The sequence below is a fragment of the Leadbettera azotonutricia ZAS-9 genome, from assembly GCF_000214355.1.
Taxonomy (GTDB): Bacteria; Spirochaetota; Spirochaetia; order Treponematales; family Breznakiellaceae; genus Leadbettera; species Leadbettera azotonutricia.
Map to the genome: position 1 here is coordinate 1302301 of NC_015577.1, position 21438 is coordinate 1323738.

11 protein-coding genes are annotated in these 21438 nt (G+C 45.5%); 10 read left to right on the top strand and 1 reads right to left on the bottom strand.

Going from position 1 to position 21438, the window contains the following annotated elements:
* Window position 1: 1 nt before the first annotated feature.
* From TREAZ_RS17325 to TREAZ_RS05650, 4 genes are all read left to right on the top strand, one after another.
* A complete protein-coding gene (locus TREAZ_RS17325) occupies window positions 2–796 on the top strand; it encodes a GDSL-type esterase/lipase family protein (protein WP_052297646.1) in 795 nt (264 codons plus the stop codon).
* Window positions 797–878: 82 nt separating this feature from the next.
* Window positions 879–1655: a GDSL-type esterase/lipase family protein gene (locus tag TREAZ_RS05640; protein ID WP_169312607.1), complete on the top strand. Its 777-nt coding sequence runs from the start codon at window positions 879–881 to the stop codon at window positions 1653–1655.
* 27 nt (window positions 1656–1682) lie between these two features.
* Entirely contained in the window at window positions 1683–2288 is a 606-nt protein-coding gene (locus TREAZ_RS05645) for a hypothetical protein (RefSeq protein WP_043922910.1), read from the top strand.
* 12 nt (window positions 2289–2300) lie between these two features.
* Window positions 2301–4505, top strand: a complete 2205-nt coding sequence (locus TREAZ_RS05650) for a hypothetical protein (protein WP_015710854.1) — start codon at window positions 2301–2303, stop codon at window positions 4503–4505.
* 15 nt (window positions 4506–4520) lie between these two features.
* Here the strand turns inward: TREAZ_RS05650 and TREAZ_RS05655 are convergent, their stop codons facing one another.
* Complete coding sequence (locus tag TREAZ_RS05655; protein WP_201764786.1) at window positions 4521–5642, bottom strand: FAD-dependent oxidoreductase; 1122 nt, start codon at window positions 5640–5642, stop codon at window positions 4521–4523.
* 140 nt (window positions 5643–5782) lie between these two features.
* On the opposite strand from TREAZ_RS05655, the gene TREAZ_RS05660 reads away from it, so the two are divergent.
* From TREAZ_RS05660 to TREAZ_RS05685, 6 genes are all read left to right on the top strand, one after another.
* Window positions 5783–8662, top strand: a complete 2880-nt coding sequence (locus TREAZ_RS05660; protein ID WP_015710856.1) for an InlB B-repeat-containing protein — start codon at window positions 5783–5785, stop codon at window positions 8660–8662.
* Between the two features lie 5 nt (window positions 8663–8667).
* The gene (locus TREAZ_RS05665; RefSeq protein ID WP_015710857.1) at window positions 8668–12012 is read left to right on the top strand and encodes a lamin tail domain-containing protein; all 3345 of its coding nucleotides are present in this window, start codon (window positions 8668–8670) and stop codon (window positions 12010–12012) included.
* A gap of 37 nt (window positions 12013–12049) precedes the next feature.
* Window positions 12050–15097, top strand: a complete 3048-nt coding sequence (locus TREAZ_RS17330) for a CotH kinase family protein (protein WP_015710858.1) — start codon at window positions 12050–12052, stop codon at window positions 15095–15097.
* Between the two features lie 72 nt (window positions 15098–15169).
* Window positions 15170–16282 (top strand): DegT/DnrJ/EryC1/StrS family aminotransferase, encoded by a 1113-nt coding sequence (locus TREAZ_RS05675; protein ID WP_015710859.1) that lies wholly within the window; start codon window positions 15170–15172, stop codon window positions 16280–16282.
* 6 nt (window positions 16283–16288) lie between these two features.
* Complete coding sequence (locus TREAZ_RS05680; protein ID WP_043922914.1) at window positions 16289–17902, top strand: tetratricopeptide repeat protein; 1614 nt, start codon at window positions 16289–16291, stop codon at window positions 17900–17902.
* 85 nt (window positions 17903–17987) lie between these two features.
* Window positions 17988–21290, top strand: a complete 3303-nt coding sequence (locus TREAZ_RS05685; protein ID WP_015710862.1) for a fibronectin type III domain-containing protein — start codon at window positions 17988–17990, stop codon at window positions 21288–21290.
* Window positions 21291–21438: the final 148 nt, after the last annotated feature.

Sequence of the window (21438 nt, forward strand, 5' to 3'; positions counted from 1 at the left end):
AATGAAGTTGTATAAGATTGTCTTTGCCGGACTCTGCGTTTTAACCTTATTCACTGTAAGCACATGCGAGTTTGAGTATCAGGACGAATCCGTTTTTCCCATTCCTGTTGTTTCAAAAAATGACCCTGCAGTCTCGGAAAGTGCAGGTAAATATTCTGATAACGATTCAAGGAAAGATATACACGACTCGTTTAAAAATATGGCGGGTGATTTTCAGTTCATTTTATTGGGGGATGATATCATAGCATATTGGGACTGGGACGATATGCCAAACAGTTCCAGTTATTATAATTTTGGAATTTCCGGAGATGATACGGCAAATTTAATCTGGCGGCTGAAAGATGGTGAATTATCAGAAAGCATAACGGCCGATTATGTTGTACTGCATATCGGGGTTAATAATGTGAAAAATTGGCAATCTGCCGCATCAGTCGCGGCGGGAATCGGCGAAATAATCAAATTAATCAATAAAAAATTGCCCTATACGCAAATTTTGCTGTTCTCTGTCCTGCCGTATTACGATACAGCATGGGATGACGAAGAAGAATGGGAATGGGATATAGCGTCATTTATGCTGTCAAATATTCAATCCGTGAATAATATTATTTCAAAATACGATGGGTTCTACAATACCTCTTATATTGATGTGGCTTCGTCTTTCTTTGCAGACGGAGTTTTTTATGATGAATTATTTGAACCTGATGATGGCTACTATTCAACGCCGACAGCGGAAGGATACGGTTATTTATATGATGAGATCTTGGCTGTTTTATCGAACAGTGGTGATGATGACTAAAACAATCAGGCGCATTACCAGAAGTATTTTTTTTCCTTCTCTGTTATTGTTCTCCCTGTCATGCGGCAGTACGGTCAAGTATATGGATTTAAAGCCCGACTCTGCTGAGTATATCGCCGATAAAGACAGTCCTTTTATAGTAACTTGGGAAGGAGATTCTGCCATTACGCCCGAGTCTCGTCTCGACGAAGATGAGAACTGGTGGATGGTTAAACACCATGCTATTGTAGACAGTTTTAAAATATACAAAGAGTATGATATAATATTTATTGGCGACAGCATCACGAGCTATTGGGAAAATGATAAGTATTATGACCGGGAATGGGGCCTTTGGACCTTCGGAAAAAAATACTGGGATCTTCTTAAAAAAGCCGGATACAGGATTAAGGATATGGGGTTTCATGGAGATCAGACTCAACATGTCATTTGGCGCCTGAAAAATGGAGAATTCCCAAGGGATATTATATGTAAAACCGTTGTTTTGCTTATCGGAACAAATAACGCCAGTACTGAGAAATCAATTGCGGCCGGTATAGGAGAAATCGCGTCCATTATCCACGAAACCAGTCCAATGACAAAAATCCTGATATTGTCGATTCTTCCCAGAAAGGATTCAAATCCCTATTCAGACCAGGATATAAAAGTACAGGAGGTCAATAAAATTCTAAAGACTTACGATGGATATAACAATATCCAGTTCGGCGATATATACGATGCGTTTCTCGACCCGGATACTCATGAGATAAACACTGGTCTGTACAATTATGATAATTTTGGCTGGATTCACCCAAACGAAAAGGGGTACGGTATCGAACTTAAAGAGCTGAGTAGGCTTTTAAATTTGGGGCTTGATCTTTAATCCACAGACCGGCCTAATGGAGGAAATATGAAAACTGGTTATAATTTATTTTTACCATTAGTTTTGGCTCCGGCGCTGCTTTTACAGGCGGCCTGCACCGGATCGCCCACGCCTAAATCGACTGACCAAAACCCTGTTTTGATTGATATTATCGGTTTGAACATAAAACAGGATTTGGCCGGTTCAACACTCGTTTTTAGTGAGGCGCTGGTTTATAATTATACGGCAGACAGCCTTATAGCGTTGAAATTTAAACACGAGACTATAACGTTTGTGCAATATTGGGATAGAGAGGCACGAATCGCCTTTGTAAATGCGGTAAACTCCTATGCCGGCGATTATGGGCAGAAACGTTTTCCTGTAGGGCTTGGAGCTTCCGGGGTTTATGGAAGCTTCAGGAGTTTTATCCAATGGCAGACCTTTTCGAGGGCGGGTATATATGAAGCTTATCCCGGTATAACTATGGGATGCCGGTTTATAAATGAGCGGGATCCCTATTTTACGCTGACTCAGTTTTCAGAGAGGGAAGTGACCCATCGGAATTGGAACATAGAATCTCCACAAATATCCTTTTGGTTCACTCTCTCCCAGGCCAGGGCGCTGTCGAATATTTTCAATAAATATATTGAATAAAGGGGTATTATTATGAAGCTGGTTTTAATAATGTTTCTTTCGATTGCATTTTTTATTTCCTGCGGTTCAGCCTCTAATTATGTAGCGCATCCTGAAACCCCTCCTGAGGAGGAATCCGTTGTTGTTTCCGGGATACTCATTGTCAATCCTCAGCCAGTAAAAGATCTTTATCCGGCTGCGGATTCCGACGCAGTAATGCGGAACAATACGTTAAGTTATAAGTGTTATTATTTCTCCATGAACGATTTTGATTATGAATATCCGGGAAATAACCGCATTAATTACCAGCTAATAACAGACAGTGATATTGCGGGGCATGCGAGACTGGAAGCCTATCCGGGCAAATATTTGATTTATATAGAAGCTTATAACCGTATTGAACAGAATCCGGTGGCCTGGGGATTAGCCCTTACGGAAGCGATTACAGGTGAGGTTGCTGTAGTTACTGTCGAAATGTTGAACGCCGCTGCGCTGACACCGGAGGAAGATGTTTTAGCCGAATATGTGTACGATCCGTCGCTCTTTGTCGGCAAGGGCTTGTCCGGCGCCGTTTTAAGTTTTCTTTATTATGGTGACGCCTGGACTATGGGCTGGGGGCCGATGGTCTCGGGGGTAGACCTTCTGGCGGCCGAAGAAGATGGAAATACGGGGAAGGTTTCCCTGGAGCCCGGTATTTATATGATAAGCTATGTTCTGTCCCAGTCTGTAAGCAGTTACTATGAAGGCCGCTTGAACAATATTATTTATGTCTACCCGGAACAGAAAATCGAGTCCGTTATTAATACCGAAAATATCTACAGTCTGGTTTATGATGATTTAAAACTGATATGGGGAAATCTTGATATTATCATCCCCAATTTCGGCTATACCATAAATGAAGCCTATGTAAGCGCAGATCCGGAAACTGTTAACGCAAGTGTAGTTATTAAAAACCCGCCGACAAAAAATTTTCCCTGGCAGATGCTGGTTCCTGTTGACACAGAAATCATAGATTTTTCCATATATTTGTCGCTGTTTGACAGCAAGGGAACGGAAAAATTATTAAGTAAAAACTATCCCGCTCTGGACGTAAACACCCCTCCTAATATGGACATTCGGGTTATAACCGGATTTCTCACTGTGATACCGCCTTCTTACGGGTATGCATTAAGTAATATCTATATAAATACCGATCCGGAAGGCATGAACAGTACAGCAGAAGTTATAAACCCCGCCCGGGGCTTAAATGTGTGGGAAGCAGTTGTTCCGGCGGATGCCCAAACAATTGATTTGACCGTTACGGCGATTTTAAAGGACAGCGCCGAAGTTGAAAAATGGCTTGTTAAACCCTATCCCCAGTTGTCCCTTAACAGCCCGTTAAGCCTGAGTATAAAAATAATAAGCGGTACGCTGGATCTTTCCGTACCCGCCGGATATGCCGTTACCGAAGTGTTCGTTGGTGCTGATCCGGAGGGTTCCAATTCCGCCACTCAGGTGATGGAGCCAAAACTGGGACGGAATGAATGGGAAATGGTAGTTCCCGCGGATTTTACGCGGGGGGATTTCACGTTATCTCTTGTCCTTACAGATCTCGATGGTGTGGAAAAATGGGTCAATAGATCCTGGGAGAATATTAATGCTCTGTATTCCGTTCCCCTGGATATAAAAGTGATAAGCGGTATGTTGGATTTCGCGGTTACTTCGTCCGGGGGTTATACGGTTGACTATGTCGTGATAGGCGCCGATCCTGACGGGATCAATGTGTCAACAGGGTTTGAAAGTCCTTCCCCGGGGAAATACCGGTGGGAGCTGACACTGCCTATGAATATGAACGAAACGGATATTTCTGTCTTTGTCCAGGTACACAACCGATCCGGTGAAGAAACATGGCTCAGCAGAAGTTTTGGCAAACCGGACATCAGCAAGCCATTTGATCTGCAGGTTTCCGTCATTATGGTTTCAGGTTACGACGATCTCAAAGGACGCGTCGTTGTATGGGGCGATTCGGGCCTGGCAACCGGTATTGCCGGCGAAACATTTTCAGGACAGATTGTGAGCAATCCCTCGTCTTCTTTTATTTTTAAGCCGGGCAGCCTCAAACTTGTAAAATCCTCCGATGGTTCTACCATAGTTGTAATTCCTGACGCTGACATAGGCGAGAATGGGGAATTTAAGTTTGTGCTGCCTAACAGCGATACAAAGGTGGTCTGTGAATTTATTGACGAAAAAACCCGGTGACTGCAGGTCGGCGGATCATTCCTGTAAAACTTCGTCCAGATCGTATACCGTGTTTATCTTGCCCGATAGTACGCTGACAAAGTCCGGGTTTTGCGAATGGCGCCGTATCACCGTTGGGCGCGAATCGTCCAACTCCGAGGCTTTCAGAATCGGCTTCATCGAGAAAAGCGAAGAGCGGTAAGCAAAGTCGTATTCGGGTTTCAGGTACTTACGGGAAAGGCTGTTCATATACGGCCACGCGCTTTCCGGTTTTGCCGGACAAGAATCGCAGTTGCCGAATTGGGCGGAACTGCAGTGGCCGCCGCTCGTCTCCTGGCACGGGAACGTAGGCAGCGCATCGTAGCTTGTTTTGTGCGGCGTGAACGTAACAGAGGTGAGTGAATGGAAACCGGTTTTGCCGAAAGGCATTATCGAGAAAAAGGGGCCGTCCATGACCGTGATGCCTACGTCATTAAGATGCGCCTTTGCATCGCACAGGATAATTTCGCAAAGCTCGTATTTTATTGCAAAAGGTTCATACCCGGCCAGGGCGAGGATCTGGTTAACCGACGCGTAGGTCGCATTAAGAACGAAAGACGCCGTAAAAGTCTGCCCCGGAGCCGCTATAACATAGCCCTCATCGCCTTTTTCGATGCTTTGAAGCCTAGCGTTGTAAAAAAACTCAATTTTTGGGTATTTTTTAAGTTCTTCCAGAAAAAAATCCCGCAGAATACGCGCGTCGTAGGTGTATTCTTCGGTTAGAAAGGCGCCGTCGCACATTTTCGGATTAAAATAGCGGGAAACGGGTAGTTCTTCGCAGCGTATACCCGCAGATTTGCAGAATACCGTGAACTGCTCCGCGCTGGACCAGGAAAAATTTTCCGACATGGCGTAAACCTGATCGAATTTTGTGTGTATCGAAAAACCGAATTCTTCAAAAAAACGGTTGAAATAATGGGCTGATTTAATCGCCGTGGAGTACGACCGGGGATAGTGGTAGCCCATGTGAACCCGGGCCTGGTTTATATAGGTGGCCCTGGTAAAAGGGGCGTCTTCATATTCCAGAACCACCGCGCTTTCGCCTTTTTTTGCACAGAAAAGAGCAGCGTAGAGGCCGTACAAACCGGCTCCCAGAATTATTCTGTCGTATTTTCTCACAATTTTTTATATAATTTTATACCTTTTATGTCAAGTTTAGAAGATGTACATCTGCATGAATAGTTATTTTTATTATTTCTATCACTTTTTATAGAAATCTTCATAATGATGTGATATATTGTTTATCATTGGGAGTAACCATGAAGAACCGAATTGCGCATATAGGAATTTCTATTGTTTTGACAGTCTCTTTTGCTGTCTTAGGATGTCAAAGCCCCACTGATAGTGGTGGTGGGAAAATATCCACTACCTATAGCGTTAATATAGAAAACCTTTCCCATGGTTCTATCATTGCAAATCCTTCCAAAGCGGAAGCGGGGGAAAAAGTATACCTGATTATTAATCCAGATCCAGAGCATCGCCTGACAGCGGGTTCGCTGGTTGTAATAGATTCAGACAATAATGAGATCAGCTTAACCCCGGAAGGCAGCAGTTACTATTTCAATATGCCTAAATCGTATGTTACCGTAAACGCACTGTTTGAAGTTATTCAGACGCAAACATACAATATCGAAGTTGCGTCCCTTGCCAACGGCTCTATTTTCTCCAATCCTACAAGTTCCCTTGCAGAAAATACGGTATCGTTGTATGTAATTCCACAGCTCAATTATAAACTAAAGCCCGGTTCTCTTACAGTTATTTCCGGTGCTGTTTCTATTGATACAAACGAGGATAATGGTGTTTATACCTTCACTATGCCTTCTTCCAATGTGGCTGTGAGCGCTGAATTTGAATCCGCCATTGTTTATGTGGAAAGGCATACAATCAAATATGGTCAATTTAACGGCGGTTCTGTCAGATCCCTTTCCAATGAAGCTGCGGCAGGAGATACTGTATACTTGATAATAAATGCAGAAACTAATTACCGTCTGACAATAAATTCACTAACAGTAACTGGAAGCAGTGGGAATGTTTCTGTGAATGAGACTAATGGTTTGTACTCTTTTAGTATGCCTGACTCGGATGTAACGGTAAACGCCAATTTTGAATATTTTCAGGTCCAAACCTATAATGTGAATATTAGTGGAACTCTTACCCATGGACATATTGTTTCAAATCCTTCGACTGCTGCTGAAGGCAGTGTTGTGTATTTGTTTGTAGAACCCAATACTGGTTATCAGCTTAGCACGGGATCATTGACAGTAAGCGGCGTTACCCATATAGAAGGGAGCGGTAATATCTATTTCTTTACCATGCCGGCTTCCAATGTAACAGCTCAAGCTCAGTTTGAATTAATCTCGGTAGAGACAGTTTATACAGCAGCAATCGCTGACGATCTTGTTCATGGTACAATTAAGGCCCTGCCTGGTTCAGCTGTAGAGGGAGAAACGGTATACATCTTTATAAATCCTGAAACAGGCTATCAGTTAATAATAGATTCACTGACAGTGACCGGAAGCGGCGGAAATGCCCTTGTGGATGTGTCTAATGGTTTGTATTCCTTTACCATGCCCGGTTCAGAAGTAACCATAAGCGCTCACTTTGAAACAGCTGTAGAAACCATCTATGCAGTGAATATTGGAATCCTTTCGGGCGGCAAGGTTACTGCCACTCCCTCAGTAGCAGCTGGGGGTAGTATGGTCTACCTGATGGTGGAACCTGACGCTGGTAAACAATTGCAGGCTGATTCTTTGAAAGTATCCGGGACGCCGCCGCTCAGTGTCAGCGGGGGTGTTTATTCCTTTATTATGCCTGCCTCGGATGTGACGGTGAACGCATCCTTTGAACCCATTCCAAATTATTCTATAACATCCGGGGCACTTTCGAATGGCGCTATTACTGTGAATCCGGCTTCTGCAGCCGAAAATAGTACTGTGTATCTTTTTGTAACTCCGGACAGTGGTTACAGGCTGAAAGCGGATACCCTGAAAGGAACTCCTGCCACCGGTCCTGTTATTACCCCAACCTTTAATAATGGCGTTTATTCTTTTACAATGCCTGCTTCCAATGTAGCCATAGCAGCTCAGTTTGAGCTAATCCCGATAATTTATTATACGGTAAATCTTGGCAGTATTGCCAATGGCGCCATTACTGCAAATCCTGAATCTGCCAGAGCCAATAGTACTGTATACCTGTTCGTTAACCCGACGAATGGGTATCAGTTAAAGGCCAATTCCCTGGCTGTCAGCGGAGTAGCACAAATAAACGGCAGCGGCGGTGTATATAGCTTTACCATGCCGACTTCTAATGTCACAGTGAGCGCCCAGTTTGAAAAGTGTCCCTATGCAGTCACTGTTATGTCTGCTAATACTGCGTATATCACTACAGATAAGAGTATTGCTTTAATGGGAGATACAGTAACTTTAACCGTGGTACCGCCTGTTCATAAAAAACTGATTGATAATTCGCTTATTGTTTCAGACAGCAGCGGTTACATCACCCCTGTAAAGGTTAATGACAGTAAATATACCTTTACCATGCCAGGCTCAGATGTAATGGTAAATAGCTTTTTTGAACCTGTTTATTACATCATTGCCAAGGGCGCAACAGACCATGGCAATATAATTCTCAGTCGACTCAGCGCTGCTTTTAACGATACAGTTACTGGTTCAGTGTCTCCTGATGCAGGGTATCACTTTGAATCCATAAGCGTTACGGCAGGATCTGAAACTGTCACTGTCGAGAGAAACGGCAGCGATTTTAGCTTTATCATGCCGGGATCTGCTGTAACGGTAAGCGCCGTGTTCTCAAATGAAACTGTTTCCGGTGGAACTGCTACAGTAACCATAACCGGTCCCCGGGATGAGAATATACAATTAGAAGGAATATCAGGTAGTCTTATCCTGTCCAAGACCGGTTCTTCGGGTAAACCAAGTTCAGTAACAGTGACCGTGGCGGATTCTTCCTATACCGGGATACAGTGGTTTGTCAACAATAATGAGATGGAGACTTTGCCAGGTTCGGATAGTCTGCTTCTAAAGGCTGCTGATTACCCGCTTACAGGCTGTTCGCTTACCGTTATGGTATATAAAGGGGAAGTCCCTTATACCAAAATATTGAACTTTGAAGTAAGGGAATAAGGAAAATGAATAAAAATAAACTTTTTAAGTTCCTTTCCCTGATATTAGGTTTGGCGGTACTTGTGTCTTGTTCAAACTTCTTTGAGCCTTCCTCCAGAGACGATGGGGGTACTTATATTACAGTCGATCTGGAGGGGGATATGCGGACTTTGCTGCCCGCCGCATCGCAGTTCACCAAATATACCCTCAAGGCTGCCAGGGAGACTCAATCTGAAACTATTAATATTACAAGTATGCCCCAGCGGATTACATTGTCCCCGGGAACCTGGACTATAGACGCCGAAGCATTTGTTACTGTTAATGGTGAACAGGTATCCGCAGCAGCGGGTAGTATAGTAGTGTCAGATCTGGCTGCAGGTGAAAACAGGGCAGTTTCAATCAGGCTTGCCATGCCGGACACTCAGGGAACCGGTATATTTGACTATACTGTTGCCTTGCCGGCTATTCCCTTCAATTCTGCTAAAATGATCCTCACTCCGCTTTTTGGCAGTCCCAGAACTGATATTGAATACGATCTGCTCAATCAGCTTTCGGGTAAGAATTTTCTGCCCTCCGGGTATTACCTCCTCAGAACCATTATGGAATACAATAGCCTTAAAGCCGGTAAGGTGGAGGTTGTCCATATTTATCCCAATATGGATACCAGAGCTGTATATGAATTCTCTTCCGGTGATTTTATTGAACAGAAGGTTTTGATTTGGCAGATGTATGCTTCCAGTGTTGATTCAACAAGCACCAACGGCGCAGTATCCCATAACTTTGTGGAATTATACAATCCTACAGATGCAGAAATCAACCTTGCCGGTTATTCCCTGCAGTATGGTTATGTCGGAAAAGACGCTGAGGAAAACCCGGTCTATCCTGATAATTACCATGATGATATTGCCTGGGAAAAACTTGATCTGTCGGGAACTATTCCCGCTCATTCATCTTTCCTTGTTTTAGGAAAACTCTGGAATGCTGATTCGAGGCTGGATCTGGGTGAGCTTATACCGGATCAGGCATGGGATATAGCCTTTGAAAATAGGAATTTTAAATTCTGCCTTATCAAGAGTACTGCTGTCTTGATGGTTCAAAATCCTTTTGATATCAATGGCGATGGTTCGGGGGTTCGTGCCGCAGGTTATGTGGATATGTTTGGCGGTATTAACAGCAATAAACCCAAAGACAGAGATATAATTAACGGCTATGAAGGCCCCAAGAGCTATTGGGATACAAAAAACTGGCCTGAAATTGTATCCAAGCAAAAAGCAGCCCGCAGAATAAACCTGGTAGATACTAACGATAATACCCTGGACTTTGAGCCTATTGATTACCGTCCTTCAGGTATCACCGATAAACAGCTCCCCCTGTATCAACCCAAGAATTCTGATTACGGCCCCTGGGATCCTGTAGCTGTTCCTGAAATTCTTATTCTTCAGGCTTATGGAACTGGTACCGCAAGTGACGGTTCCGTTTCGCATAACTTTATAGAGCTTTATAATCCCGGCAAAAAGGATATTTCTCTTGCGGGTTATTCAGTCCAATACAGTACGAGTGGAGCTTCATGGAACAAACTTAACCTGACAGGGATTATTAAAGCAGGGCATTCCTTCCTTATCCTCGGCGCCAAAAATAACACTGCTGCCCGCCTGCAGATCGCGGAAATCACCGCCGATATGATTTGGCCCGGACAGGTTTTTGATAACAAGAAGTTTAAGATAGCTCTTGTGCGGAGTACCGATACCCTGTTGGCGGCAAATCCCTTTAATACGGGAAGCGGAAACCCTGTCGCCGGTTATGTTGATATGGTTGGTGCGGTAAACAAGGCTAGTGATGGGGATGTTATTGATGCGTTTGAGGGTTCCGGTTCTAACGGGCCTGAACTAATATCGAAGAATAAATCCGCTCGGCGAAAAACCGTTATTGATACCAATAGCAACGTTGATGATTTTGAAGGAATTGATTACCGTAAAGCCGGTATTGCTGATGACGCACTGGCAGCATTCTACGGACCAAAGGGTAGTGTTTATGGGGAATGGGACCCCAAATATACGCCCCCTCCCCCGGTTGCTTCCGAAACCCCGATCGTTATATTGCAGGCCTATGGATCAGGCGGCAAGATCGATGCGGCTGTTTCGCATAGCTTTGTCGAACTTTATAATACTACGGATTCTGCCATAAATCTTTCAGGGTATACCCTGCAGTATAGTTCAAAAGGAACCAGCTGGGATGTGCTTCCCTTAACAGGAAGTATCCCTGCCAGGACTTCTTTCCTTATTCTGGGTAAACAGAGCAATAACACCGGTGAGGTTCTCCCTCGTGTTGTATTGGCTGATGACGACTTTGATACTGCGGATCAGGCATGGGATATAGATTTAAGCAATGATGCTTTTAAAATCTGTCTTGTTCATGGTACTAACCCTATAACAACGGTAAATCCCTATGTTGCTGTCATAGCAGGGTATGTTGATATGCTTGGCGCCGGAACTGCTGATGGGTTTGAAGCAGCCCCGGCAGCCGGAATATCCAAACAGAAGACCGCCAGGCGCAAGACCCTGACCGATACCAATAATAATGCGGCGGATTTTGAAATAATTGAATATCGGGCACAGGGCGGCTTGAGCGCTGAAGAGTTGCTTTTCTATCAGCCCAAGAACAGATTTTATGGTTCATGGACGCCGGTACGTACTGCACAGTCAGCCCAGGGTTTATTGATTCTGCAGGTCTATGGCCCGGGTAATAGTAAGGATTCTGACGGGGTGGTTACCGATGGTGCGGTTTCCCGTTCCTTTATTGAACTCTACAATAATACTGATACCGCTATAGATCTGGGTACTTATTCTATTCAGTATAGCGAGGGTGGAAACAACTGGGATAAACTCAATCTTTCGGGAATTGTTCCGGCTCATACTTCTTACCTGATTCTGGGGGCGGCTCATAACACTGCTCCCAGGCTGACCCTGAATGATAACGAAGGGGATAAAATTTGGCTGGGCAAGGACCTTAGCCGCGAACGGATTAAGATCTGCCTCCTCTCAAATCAAACATTGCTCACTACGGCCAATCCCTATAATGACGGCAGTCCGGTTTCAGGCTATGTTGATATGGCAGGTTCCGGTAATAATGATAATGAAACACACATTGATGCTTTTGAAAATAGCGGTGATTCAGATTTAACATCCTGTCCTCAGCTGCTTTCAAGGCAGAAGTCAATGAGGAGGAAGTCTTTGATTGACAGTAACAATAATCGTGTTGATTTTACCTCGATAGATTATCGGGCTGAAAAAACGAACGATGATTTGTTAAAAATCTACCGTCCCAAAAATATTGCATATGGTATATGGGATACAGTAACTGCCATGGACTAAGGTTTGAGGAAAGGAATTAAAGAGGATATGGTAAAATATGCAAAACAGTAATTTAAAGCAGGCTATTATCCTGGCGATCACGTTGATTCTTGCAGGATGTTCCATCCCCCTGGATCATCCGGCCGCGCCTGTACCATCAGACGGCAAGGCGAGGGTAACGATAAATTTGTTCAGGGATAATGCACGTACTCTTTTGCCCCAGACCCCTTTTTCTGGTTATTCCCTCAGTTTGACAAATGGTGATAAAGAACCTGTTTCTCATGATAATATTAATACTGATAGCATCAGCATGGATTTGGAATTAGGAACCTGGAAGATAAACGCTGCAGGTTATGTTGAAATTGGCGGAATAGTCTATGAGGCGGCTGCAGGAGAAAAAGAAGTCGAGGTTATGTCATCTGATGACCTTACAATTGATATTGACCTTTATATACCGCCTGCAGGCGGCAAGGGGAAATTTTACTATAATATAGGTCTGCCCCAGGATGTAACATTATCAACTGCTTCTCTCACGCTAAAGGCTCTTTCTGAAGGGGGATCAGATTATAGTTTTAATCTTCTTAAAGACAGCGGACGGAGTCCAAGGACAATAGACGATCTGTCTTCCGGTTATTATCTTATGACCATTACAGCCGGTAATGGTATTTTAAGTACCGGAAAAACCGACGTGGTTCATATCTATCCGGGTATGCTGACCGAGGCAAAAGGGGCAGATTTTAGTTTTACCTCTGCAGATTTTAGCGCTGCAGTTTTACTTCAGGGTGAGGCATCCGTTGATTCAGGCTATACCGTTAAGAGTGTACATGTATACCGGGACATGGCCTGTCTATCTGAGATCGGTGCTTCGGACGGTATTGCAAATGGCATGTGGCTTCTTACCATTCCATCAAATCTATACCGGAGTATCGTGTATCTCAGAGTAGAATTGGAAAATAGCGGGGAAATTTTTTGGAGCAAGCCTTATATACAAACCATAAGCCTTACCGGAAGCGGGAATATTATCCTGACGGTTCCGGTCTTTACCGTCAATGCGAGCCTTGAAGGGCCTGCAAGCTATGGGACTATCACTGCATCGCCAACGGGCGCAGCCGAAGGGACCTTGATAACCATTACGGTAACACCCACGAATGAAAAATACCGGTTTAAGGATGGTTCTCTGAAAGCTGTTTATGGGTCAACTGAAATAACCCCAACTCAGGATACAGCCAATGCCGGTAAGTATACCTTTGCCATGCCTGCAAACAATGCAACGATAAAAGGGCGGTTTGAAGCGAAAGCAGATTTATCGGGAATTACGGTAACGAAAACCGGGACCCCCGCAGTATCTGCGCTGGAACCGGTGTTTAAAGCAGATATAGTGAATTATGAGGTATACGTACCGAATGGCGTAACCAATGCAACAATAACAGGAACCGCAAGCGCAACCGTAGCAAAAATAACAGGAAACGTAAAATATACAGATATAGCGGCAGTAACCTATTGGAGAAATGGGACACAAGTGACGACTGGAAATTTCGCCCTTTCTGTCGGCCCCAATATAATCACTATCAGGGTAAGTGCAATAGATGCGGCAGACGGAGCTGTCAAAAACTATACATTGACAATAAACCGTGAATACCCTGATCCGCAAATCTCTGCCTTTCGTTTTACTGCAGCTGATAACGATCTGACTGCCGATATAATTGGAACTTTCAATCAAAGCGCCGGGACAATAAAGCTTGAGGTTCCCTATGCGCCCGATGGAAACCCGGATCGACCCAAGACCACCAAATATATAGACAATATTACCCAGCTCAAGGCCGCCTTTATAACCAATGACACTGCAAACATTGTGACGGTAAACGGAGTAACTCAGGCAAGCGGTCTTACGGGGAACGATTTTCGGCGGGATGTGCAATATACGGTGTCCACCCCGGATGGCAGGAAGAGCAAATCCTATACGGTAACCCTGGTATCACCCCAGTCCACAGGCCTGCCGGTGATTAAGATCGATACACAGAATTATCAGGAAATAACCGACAAAGAAATATATGTAAAAACAAACATTTCTGTTTTTGATCCAAATAACACCAGCTATAGTTTTGTCCATACCGGCTATGGAGACGAAATACGCGGGCGGGGAAATGTCACATGGACTCAACCAAAAAAACCATATAGAATTAAATTTGGCGAAAAACAGTCATTGTTTGGTTTAACGGCGGCAAAAAGCTGGGTGTTGCTGGCAGGCTATTATGGAGGTGTTTTTACAGATGTCGTTGGTTTTGAATTGGAAAAACGTTTCAATTTGCCTTTTTATAATCATTATACCATTGTTGAAGTATTTTTGAATGGGAATTATAATGGTCATTATTTACTAACTGAGCAGGTACAGGTTGCTAAAGGACGGATAAATATAAATGACCAGGAAGATTTTTTGGTACAAATAGATGCTTATTATGATGAAGACCCTAGATTTAGAACGTCAAAATACAGCCTGCCTGTAATGATAAAATCACCTGAGCTTGGCACTAATGCCAATGCCGCAGAATATAACTTTGTAAGAAATCCCATCAATGAACTAACCAACAAAATGGCTCAGAGTACATTTCCTGAAAACGGTTACAGAGATTTAATAGACATGGATAGTTTTGTAAACTGGCTTATGATACAGGAAATAGTAAATAATTCTGAATGCCGCGGGCCAAATAATGCATATATGTATAAAGTTCAAGGCGGCAAAATTTCTATGGCGCAGCCTTGGGATTTTAACTGGGCTTATGGCGCCCGTGTTGATGATAGTGAAGATGATACTGGTTTTTACTCTATCGTAGACCGTTGTTTGAAGCATTCATTTTTAAATCGTTTCTTTGATGACCCTGTTTTTTGTGCAAGATACAAAGAACGGTGGAATGAAATGTACCCGTCTATAAGGACTATTGATGCCTTTGTTGATGTGATGGCTGCACTTGTTGCAAAATCGGATATAGAGAACGCTAGGTGCTGGCACAAGGCGGATTATTGGTTTGCTAATACGGAATTTGCAGAAATGAAAGCTTGGCTGAAAAAGGAAATTGCCTATTTGCATACGGAGATAAACAAGTATTAACCTGTATCTGTAAATGTTAAGATTGACTTAACAAGGCAAAAAGTTTATGATTTTTGTAAAAGAGGCACAAAATTGGATTATGAAGTTCCTTTCCTGCCAATGAAAGAGATAAACGCCATGTACCGTGACGAACTTAAAACCGCCATGGAGCGTGTTTTGGATTCAGGTAAATATGTCCAGGACGCAGAGAACAAAGCCTTTGAAAAAGCCTATGGCTCTTATATTGGCGCCAGGCACTGCATAGGCGTGGCTAATTGCCTGGAAGCCCTCATCCTCATTTTTCGCGCGTATATTGAGATGGGTGTCATGAAAGAGGGCGACGAGGTTATAGTCCCGGCCAATACGTTTATCGCAAGTATCCTGGCTATTACGATAAACCGCCTGAAACCCGTCCTGGTGGAGCCTTCCCTCAAGACCTATGAAATCGACGACTCCCTTATCGAAAGGGCGCTCACCGCCAAAACCCGCGCCATACTGATTGTCCATCTCTACGGGCAGTGCGCATATACCGAAAAAATCGCAGGAATCTGTAAAAAGCATAATCTTAAACTAATCGAAGACAACGCCCAGGCCCACGGATGTGAGTGGAACGGTCGCAAAACCGGCAGTTTGGGCGACGCGGCGGGGCACAGCTTCTACCCCGGGAAGAATCTCGGCGCCCTGGGCGATGGCGGCGCGGTTACCACCGATGATGACGCCCTTGCCCGGGCAGTTTCCTCCCTTGGGTGCTACGGCTTTTCCAAAAAGTACGTATGCCAATATAAGGGCATCAACAGCCGCCTCGACGAAATGCAGGCCGCTGTCCTTGCCGCCAAACTCCCCCATCTGGATGATGAAACCGGACACCGGCGCCATGTCGCGCAGCTCTATATCGACGGGATAAAAAACCCGGCCATTGTCCTGCCCGCCGTAGAAAACCTGAAAAGCCACGTCTTCCATGTGTTCCCCATACGCTCTGAAAAACGGGACAAGCTGCAGGCATATCTGCAGGAAAAGGGCATCGAAACAATCATCCATTACCCGATACCGCCCCACAAACAGGACGCCTACAAAGAATGGAACCAACTGTCCTATCCCATAACCGAGAAGATCCACGCCGAAGAATTGAGCCTCCCCAGCGGCCCCATACAAACGGACGCGCAGACTGCCCGCGTTATCGACGCGCTGAACGGGTGGCGCGGCTAACTGCGAATGGCTTCTTCCGAGCGGGTTCCGCCGTTTCTCATTCTGATATTCTGCTTTCTGGCGTTTTCGGGCTGTATCAGAACGGAGGCGCCCTTGATCGGCGTTGCCAATCCTGACCGTATCCCGGAGGCTGACAGGGGCAATCCCAGCGCCAAAACCAGGATCGCCTACGAAACTTACAGACGGTCTCCGCTGACCTATGTAATTGGCCCGCCCTTTATCCCTGCGGTACGGACGGCAATAGAAGCCTCCCGAAGACGCTGGTTTTCGCCCATGGCTAATATCATGGCGTCCTTGAGGGATTCCTGGTCTATGGCCTACGAAACCGATTATACCCTGGATGAATTAAACGAAATTCTTCAAAGAGATCCGAATAATGCCCAGGCTCTGATGGCCCGGGGAGGCATGTATCTTTTGGATGACGATTTGGACAGCGCGATTGCCGATTACACCGCCTATATTGCGCTCAGGCCCGTCGATCCGGAAGGTTATAAAACCCGGGCCTACGCTTATTTTCAGAAAGGCAGCATGGATAATTTTATCGCTGACGCCAATGCCGCCATCAAATTAGTCCCCGACGATATTGATATGCACAGGCTCCGGGGTTATGCCTATGAGGAAATCGGAAAAATTGATAATGCCCTGACTGATTACACAGCTTATCTTGCCTCAAGACCCGGACAGACTGTTGAAACCGCCGATGTTCTGGGGCGGCGCGGGGCAATCTACCAGCAGAAAGGTTCCAGCAGGCTGGCCCTGGCCGATTTTAACGCAGCTTTGGCCATTGCACCCTTTGGGTATTTGTATTTTGCCCGGGGAAATTTGTACGAAGACCAGGGTAATGCCGCCGCCGCCATTGCAGATTACAGCGAGACCCTTAAGGAAGGTCCGGGCTGGAACTTTTTGTATATAAATCGAGGCCGCCTGTACGAAGAACTAGGCCAAACTGATAAAGCTCTTCAGGACTATACCGCAGCCATTGACATAGGTAAATTAGTGTCTGCCTATAGCGACCGGGGGCGTCTATATTATGGGAGAGAACAATATGCAAAAGCAGCGGCGGATTTTGCCGAATACCTTAAAGAGAACCCCAATGACGCAGATATCCTGTTTATGCAGGGAATGGCCTACAATTCATTGGAAAATTTTCCGGCTGTTATTTCGGTTTTTACCCGGTATATTGCGCTGAGACCCCGCGAGGCAGAGGGCTATCAATACAGGGGCTTTGCGTATATAAATGAAGAGGAGTGGGAAAAGGCCATTGCCGACTCCGGTATGTGCCTGTCTATCAGTCCGGAAAACTGGTACACCTATTTCCTGAGAGCTTCAGCCTATACGGGGTTGAACAATCACGGGGCGGCCATCAGGGATTTGACCGCCGCTTTGGCAATGGCCCCTGCCGGAGATCCCTGGATATACGATCTGTATCTTTCCCGGGCACTGGTGTATGAAAAAATAGACAGTCTTGAATGGGCAGTGGAAGATTACACCGCCGCCATAAATATCAGTCCGTCTCCCGATCTCTATCTGCGGCGGGGAAGGTTGTACCAGTTGCTTGGGCAGGATGATAAGGCCAAAGCCGACTTAGAGGCGGCCGGGGAGATTTCTGAAGAAAGATGATTTTTTTAGGGAAATACTTGTTTTTTTTGGAAAAGGGATATTATAGTAATGAAATCCTTCATTTGATATTCTAAAGGAGATAGAAATGCATAAAAGATGGTTTATACCGATCTTAGTTGTTGCAGCGCTTGCGGCGCTGATTTTCTCAAGTTGTTCCTCCGATGGCGGTGGATCCACACCTGCTTCGGCCAGCATAGATGAGGTTTACCTTGACGGGATAGTAATCCCTGCGCATGGCGGCATTCCCTTTACCAAAACTGATTTGGAGGCTGTTGTAACATCATATACTGTTTCCCGAGTCCAATGGGTCGAAAAAGGCAGTGATGGCGGATATGCGGCCTTTACAGGTAATTTTGAAGTCCTCCATGAATATAAAGCAACGATAACCCTGAGTACTGCATCGAATTTTCATTTTATAGATACCCTTACAAATGTCAGCCTGGACAAGGGAACGCCGTCGAACCTGAAGGTTGCGTCAGGCGGCAAAACCCTGACCTTTGATGTGGTCTTTGCCAAGATTCCCTATCGCATTGCACTGACCGCAGTTTCTGAAAATAGCAATAGTACGACATCGATCAAAATTGAAACATCCCCTGCCATAACCGACCTGGTTATCAACGATGTGATAATTAACCAGGGGGGTAACGATATTATTACCCCCTCCGCAGGTTTTAATGTTACTTCTTCAACTCCGAGCGCAGGTATTTACTTCCTCCCTGTTACAGTGAAATCGGAATTACCAGCCGGAACCTATAGCATTACTGTAACGATCGAAAGGGCCAACTATATTTTCGTCTATTCCTCCAGCGAGACTGTGGGAATTGTGAAGGACAACGGGCCGCCAAGGATAAATACTGTGGGAATTTCCGGTCTTGAAGCTCCTGTTGCGGGGCAATCTCCTGTGGCTATGGTGGGTGTATCAGATCCTGGCGCGTATCTTGTAAGCAGTTTTGCCTGGAGGCTGAAAAACGGCGGCGCAAACCATACCGGGCCTTTTGTTCTAAACACAGAATACGAAGCCGTTATTGCTCTTACCGCCGTGTCCCTTTATGAATTCCCCAATAATCCGGCCGATATAACTGTGAATATTGGCGATATTCAGGGAACGAAGGCTGTTACCATCCTGGACACTCAACATCTTACGCTTGTCGTTGGTTTTGGCCCGGCGTCGTCCGCTCTGGTTTATGTTAACCTGACCCGGGATGGGGCTGCGGGAAGTTCGAGCACATCCTATATTGATATACAAACAACGCCGTATATCAGTAATTTGACAACGGCAAAAATCGACATTGATTTTGGCGTCACTGGTGCGCAAAAGCAGCTATACAGCGATATAGCCAAATCCCCAGCGGGCGAAAACATCTGGCGCCAGTCGATTACATTCCCCACAGCCGCCGGATCAGCGAGCGGGACTATCACTGTCCAGCTTGACCTAGGTGAAGGCAGCCAGATCTACTATACCCCCCAAGACGGAGTGATCGGAATCTTCTATAAGGCGGGGGTCAATAGTATTATCCAGCAAAGTCCTGTTACGATAACCGGTGTAACGGCCCCCTCCGCGGGAGGCAGCCCAACGCTCTCAGGGCTCGCCGGAGTGGAATCCAGTTTCGGTGTCAAGGGATTAATTTACAGGAAGGTGGGTGAAACCAGTCAGGTTACCGGTGAATTTGCGGGGAATACGGATTACGAGGCCTATATAACCCTTGAAGCAAATACGAGCTATAAATTTGATGCCGCTAGCAAAGCCAGGCCCGTTATTAAGCTTAAGGGCAGTAATGACACCTTCTATACAGTTACCGCGTGGACTGAGACCAAGCCGGCAAACACCCTAACCGGAGACGGCAACGAGATCAGCTTTACCGTTCCCTTTGCCAGAACAGGAACTAAACCCCTTAAACATATTACGGCAGTTACGATTGGCGGTGTTTCCGCCCCGGTTGTAGGGGGCGCTCCTGATACTACCATTATTCCCGGAAGCTCGGAATATACCATCAGCAATATTAACTGGCAGGGAGCCGGCGGCGCGGCGCTTGCTTCCGGTGGGACTTACGATGGGAAATTTAAAGGCGATTCTTCCTATGTACTTGAAATCACCCTGACTGCGGCGGCCGGCTATTGCTTCCAGGAAGCATTTACTCCGCAAATTCTTGACGAAGGAACTGCAGCGCCTGTACCTGCTCTAGGGTCAGAAGCCTCAAATATTGTACTAAAAGTTACCTTCCCAACAAACACAGGCTTCCTTACTAGTGCGCCTGTTACGTTTAGCACGCACTTCCAGATGGGCAGGCACACTACAGGTAATGCCAGTAGTACTCAAACCGGAGACGGCGCGTTAACCTGGTCTACAGACACTCCTTCCGCTATCACCATTAACCCTTCTACCGGCGCTATTACGGCTTTGAGCGCTGATGACAATATCACGGTTTCTTATTTAAGCCAAAACAAGATTTTCCGCGCCGAAGCGGGGCTTATCGTAAATCCAAATGTGCTGCAGACCCTGAACCTGGATTACGGCGTAACTGAATTCCAGGGCTTTGCAGGCGAGCAATCAGCAGAGCCTAGTATTGACGAACCTGTTGGAAGCTATACCAGGGAGTATTCCGTAAGCGACACAACTAAAGCTACCATTGCAGGCAATGGCAAATTGACCATCGTGGACACCGGAACTGTTACTGTTTCCCTTGCCCTTATCGACTCCGATGATCTGGTAGCTTACCGGGCAATTCCGGCACAGATTACCGTAACAAAATGGACTCCCCTAGCGGTTCCGGCTTTAAACGGCGTTGGAAGGAACACCAAGGTTTCGCTTTCATGGACAAAACCCACCGGAAATCCGGCGACAATAGCCCGGATTACCGGTTACGAAATTGCTTACAACAATATTACTACATCGGGTTCTGAACAAACCTTGGCCGTTACGGGTGCTGATGTCTTAACCGTGGATGTGAATTCTTTGGCTAATAGTGATGTGTATAGTTTTAAGATCCGGGCGGTATATGGAAAGCCGGCAGGCGAGGAGCGGAGCGCGTATACACCCGCAGCTTCAACCTATACCCCCAAAGCCAACGGCAAGGATATACAGGTGAACTTCGACGCCCCCGGTGATAGCGCCCAAAACCTTAACTATCAGGATAATGAGGATGGAACCTTTACCGTAGCCATCAGCGATACGACATATGTTACTGATGTTGTATGGCGCAGGAGCATAGTAGGTAACCCCCCTGAACAGGTTTTGTTTGATAACAGCGGAGCGGTTACCGGCATGACATACAGTATTACGCTTGATGCCGATGAATTTGATGCAGATGTAACGAATTATATTATGATCAGCGCTAAAACAAGCGGCGCTGATTGGTCAAGCGCAGTAAGCTTCACTGTAACAAAATAAGGAGATAAATAATGAAAACTTTGTTCACAAAAATTTTAATACCTGCGGTTTTGCTTATCGTGTTAAGCGCTTGTACCAATGTTTTTGCGCCCCCCCACTCAAACATTTGAAAAAACCACCCCAAAGGGCGTTTTTTTAAAACTGGCTA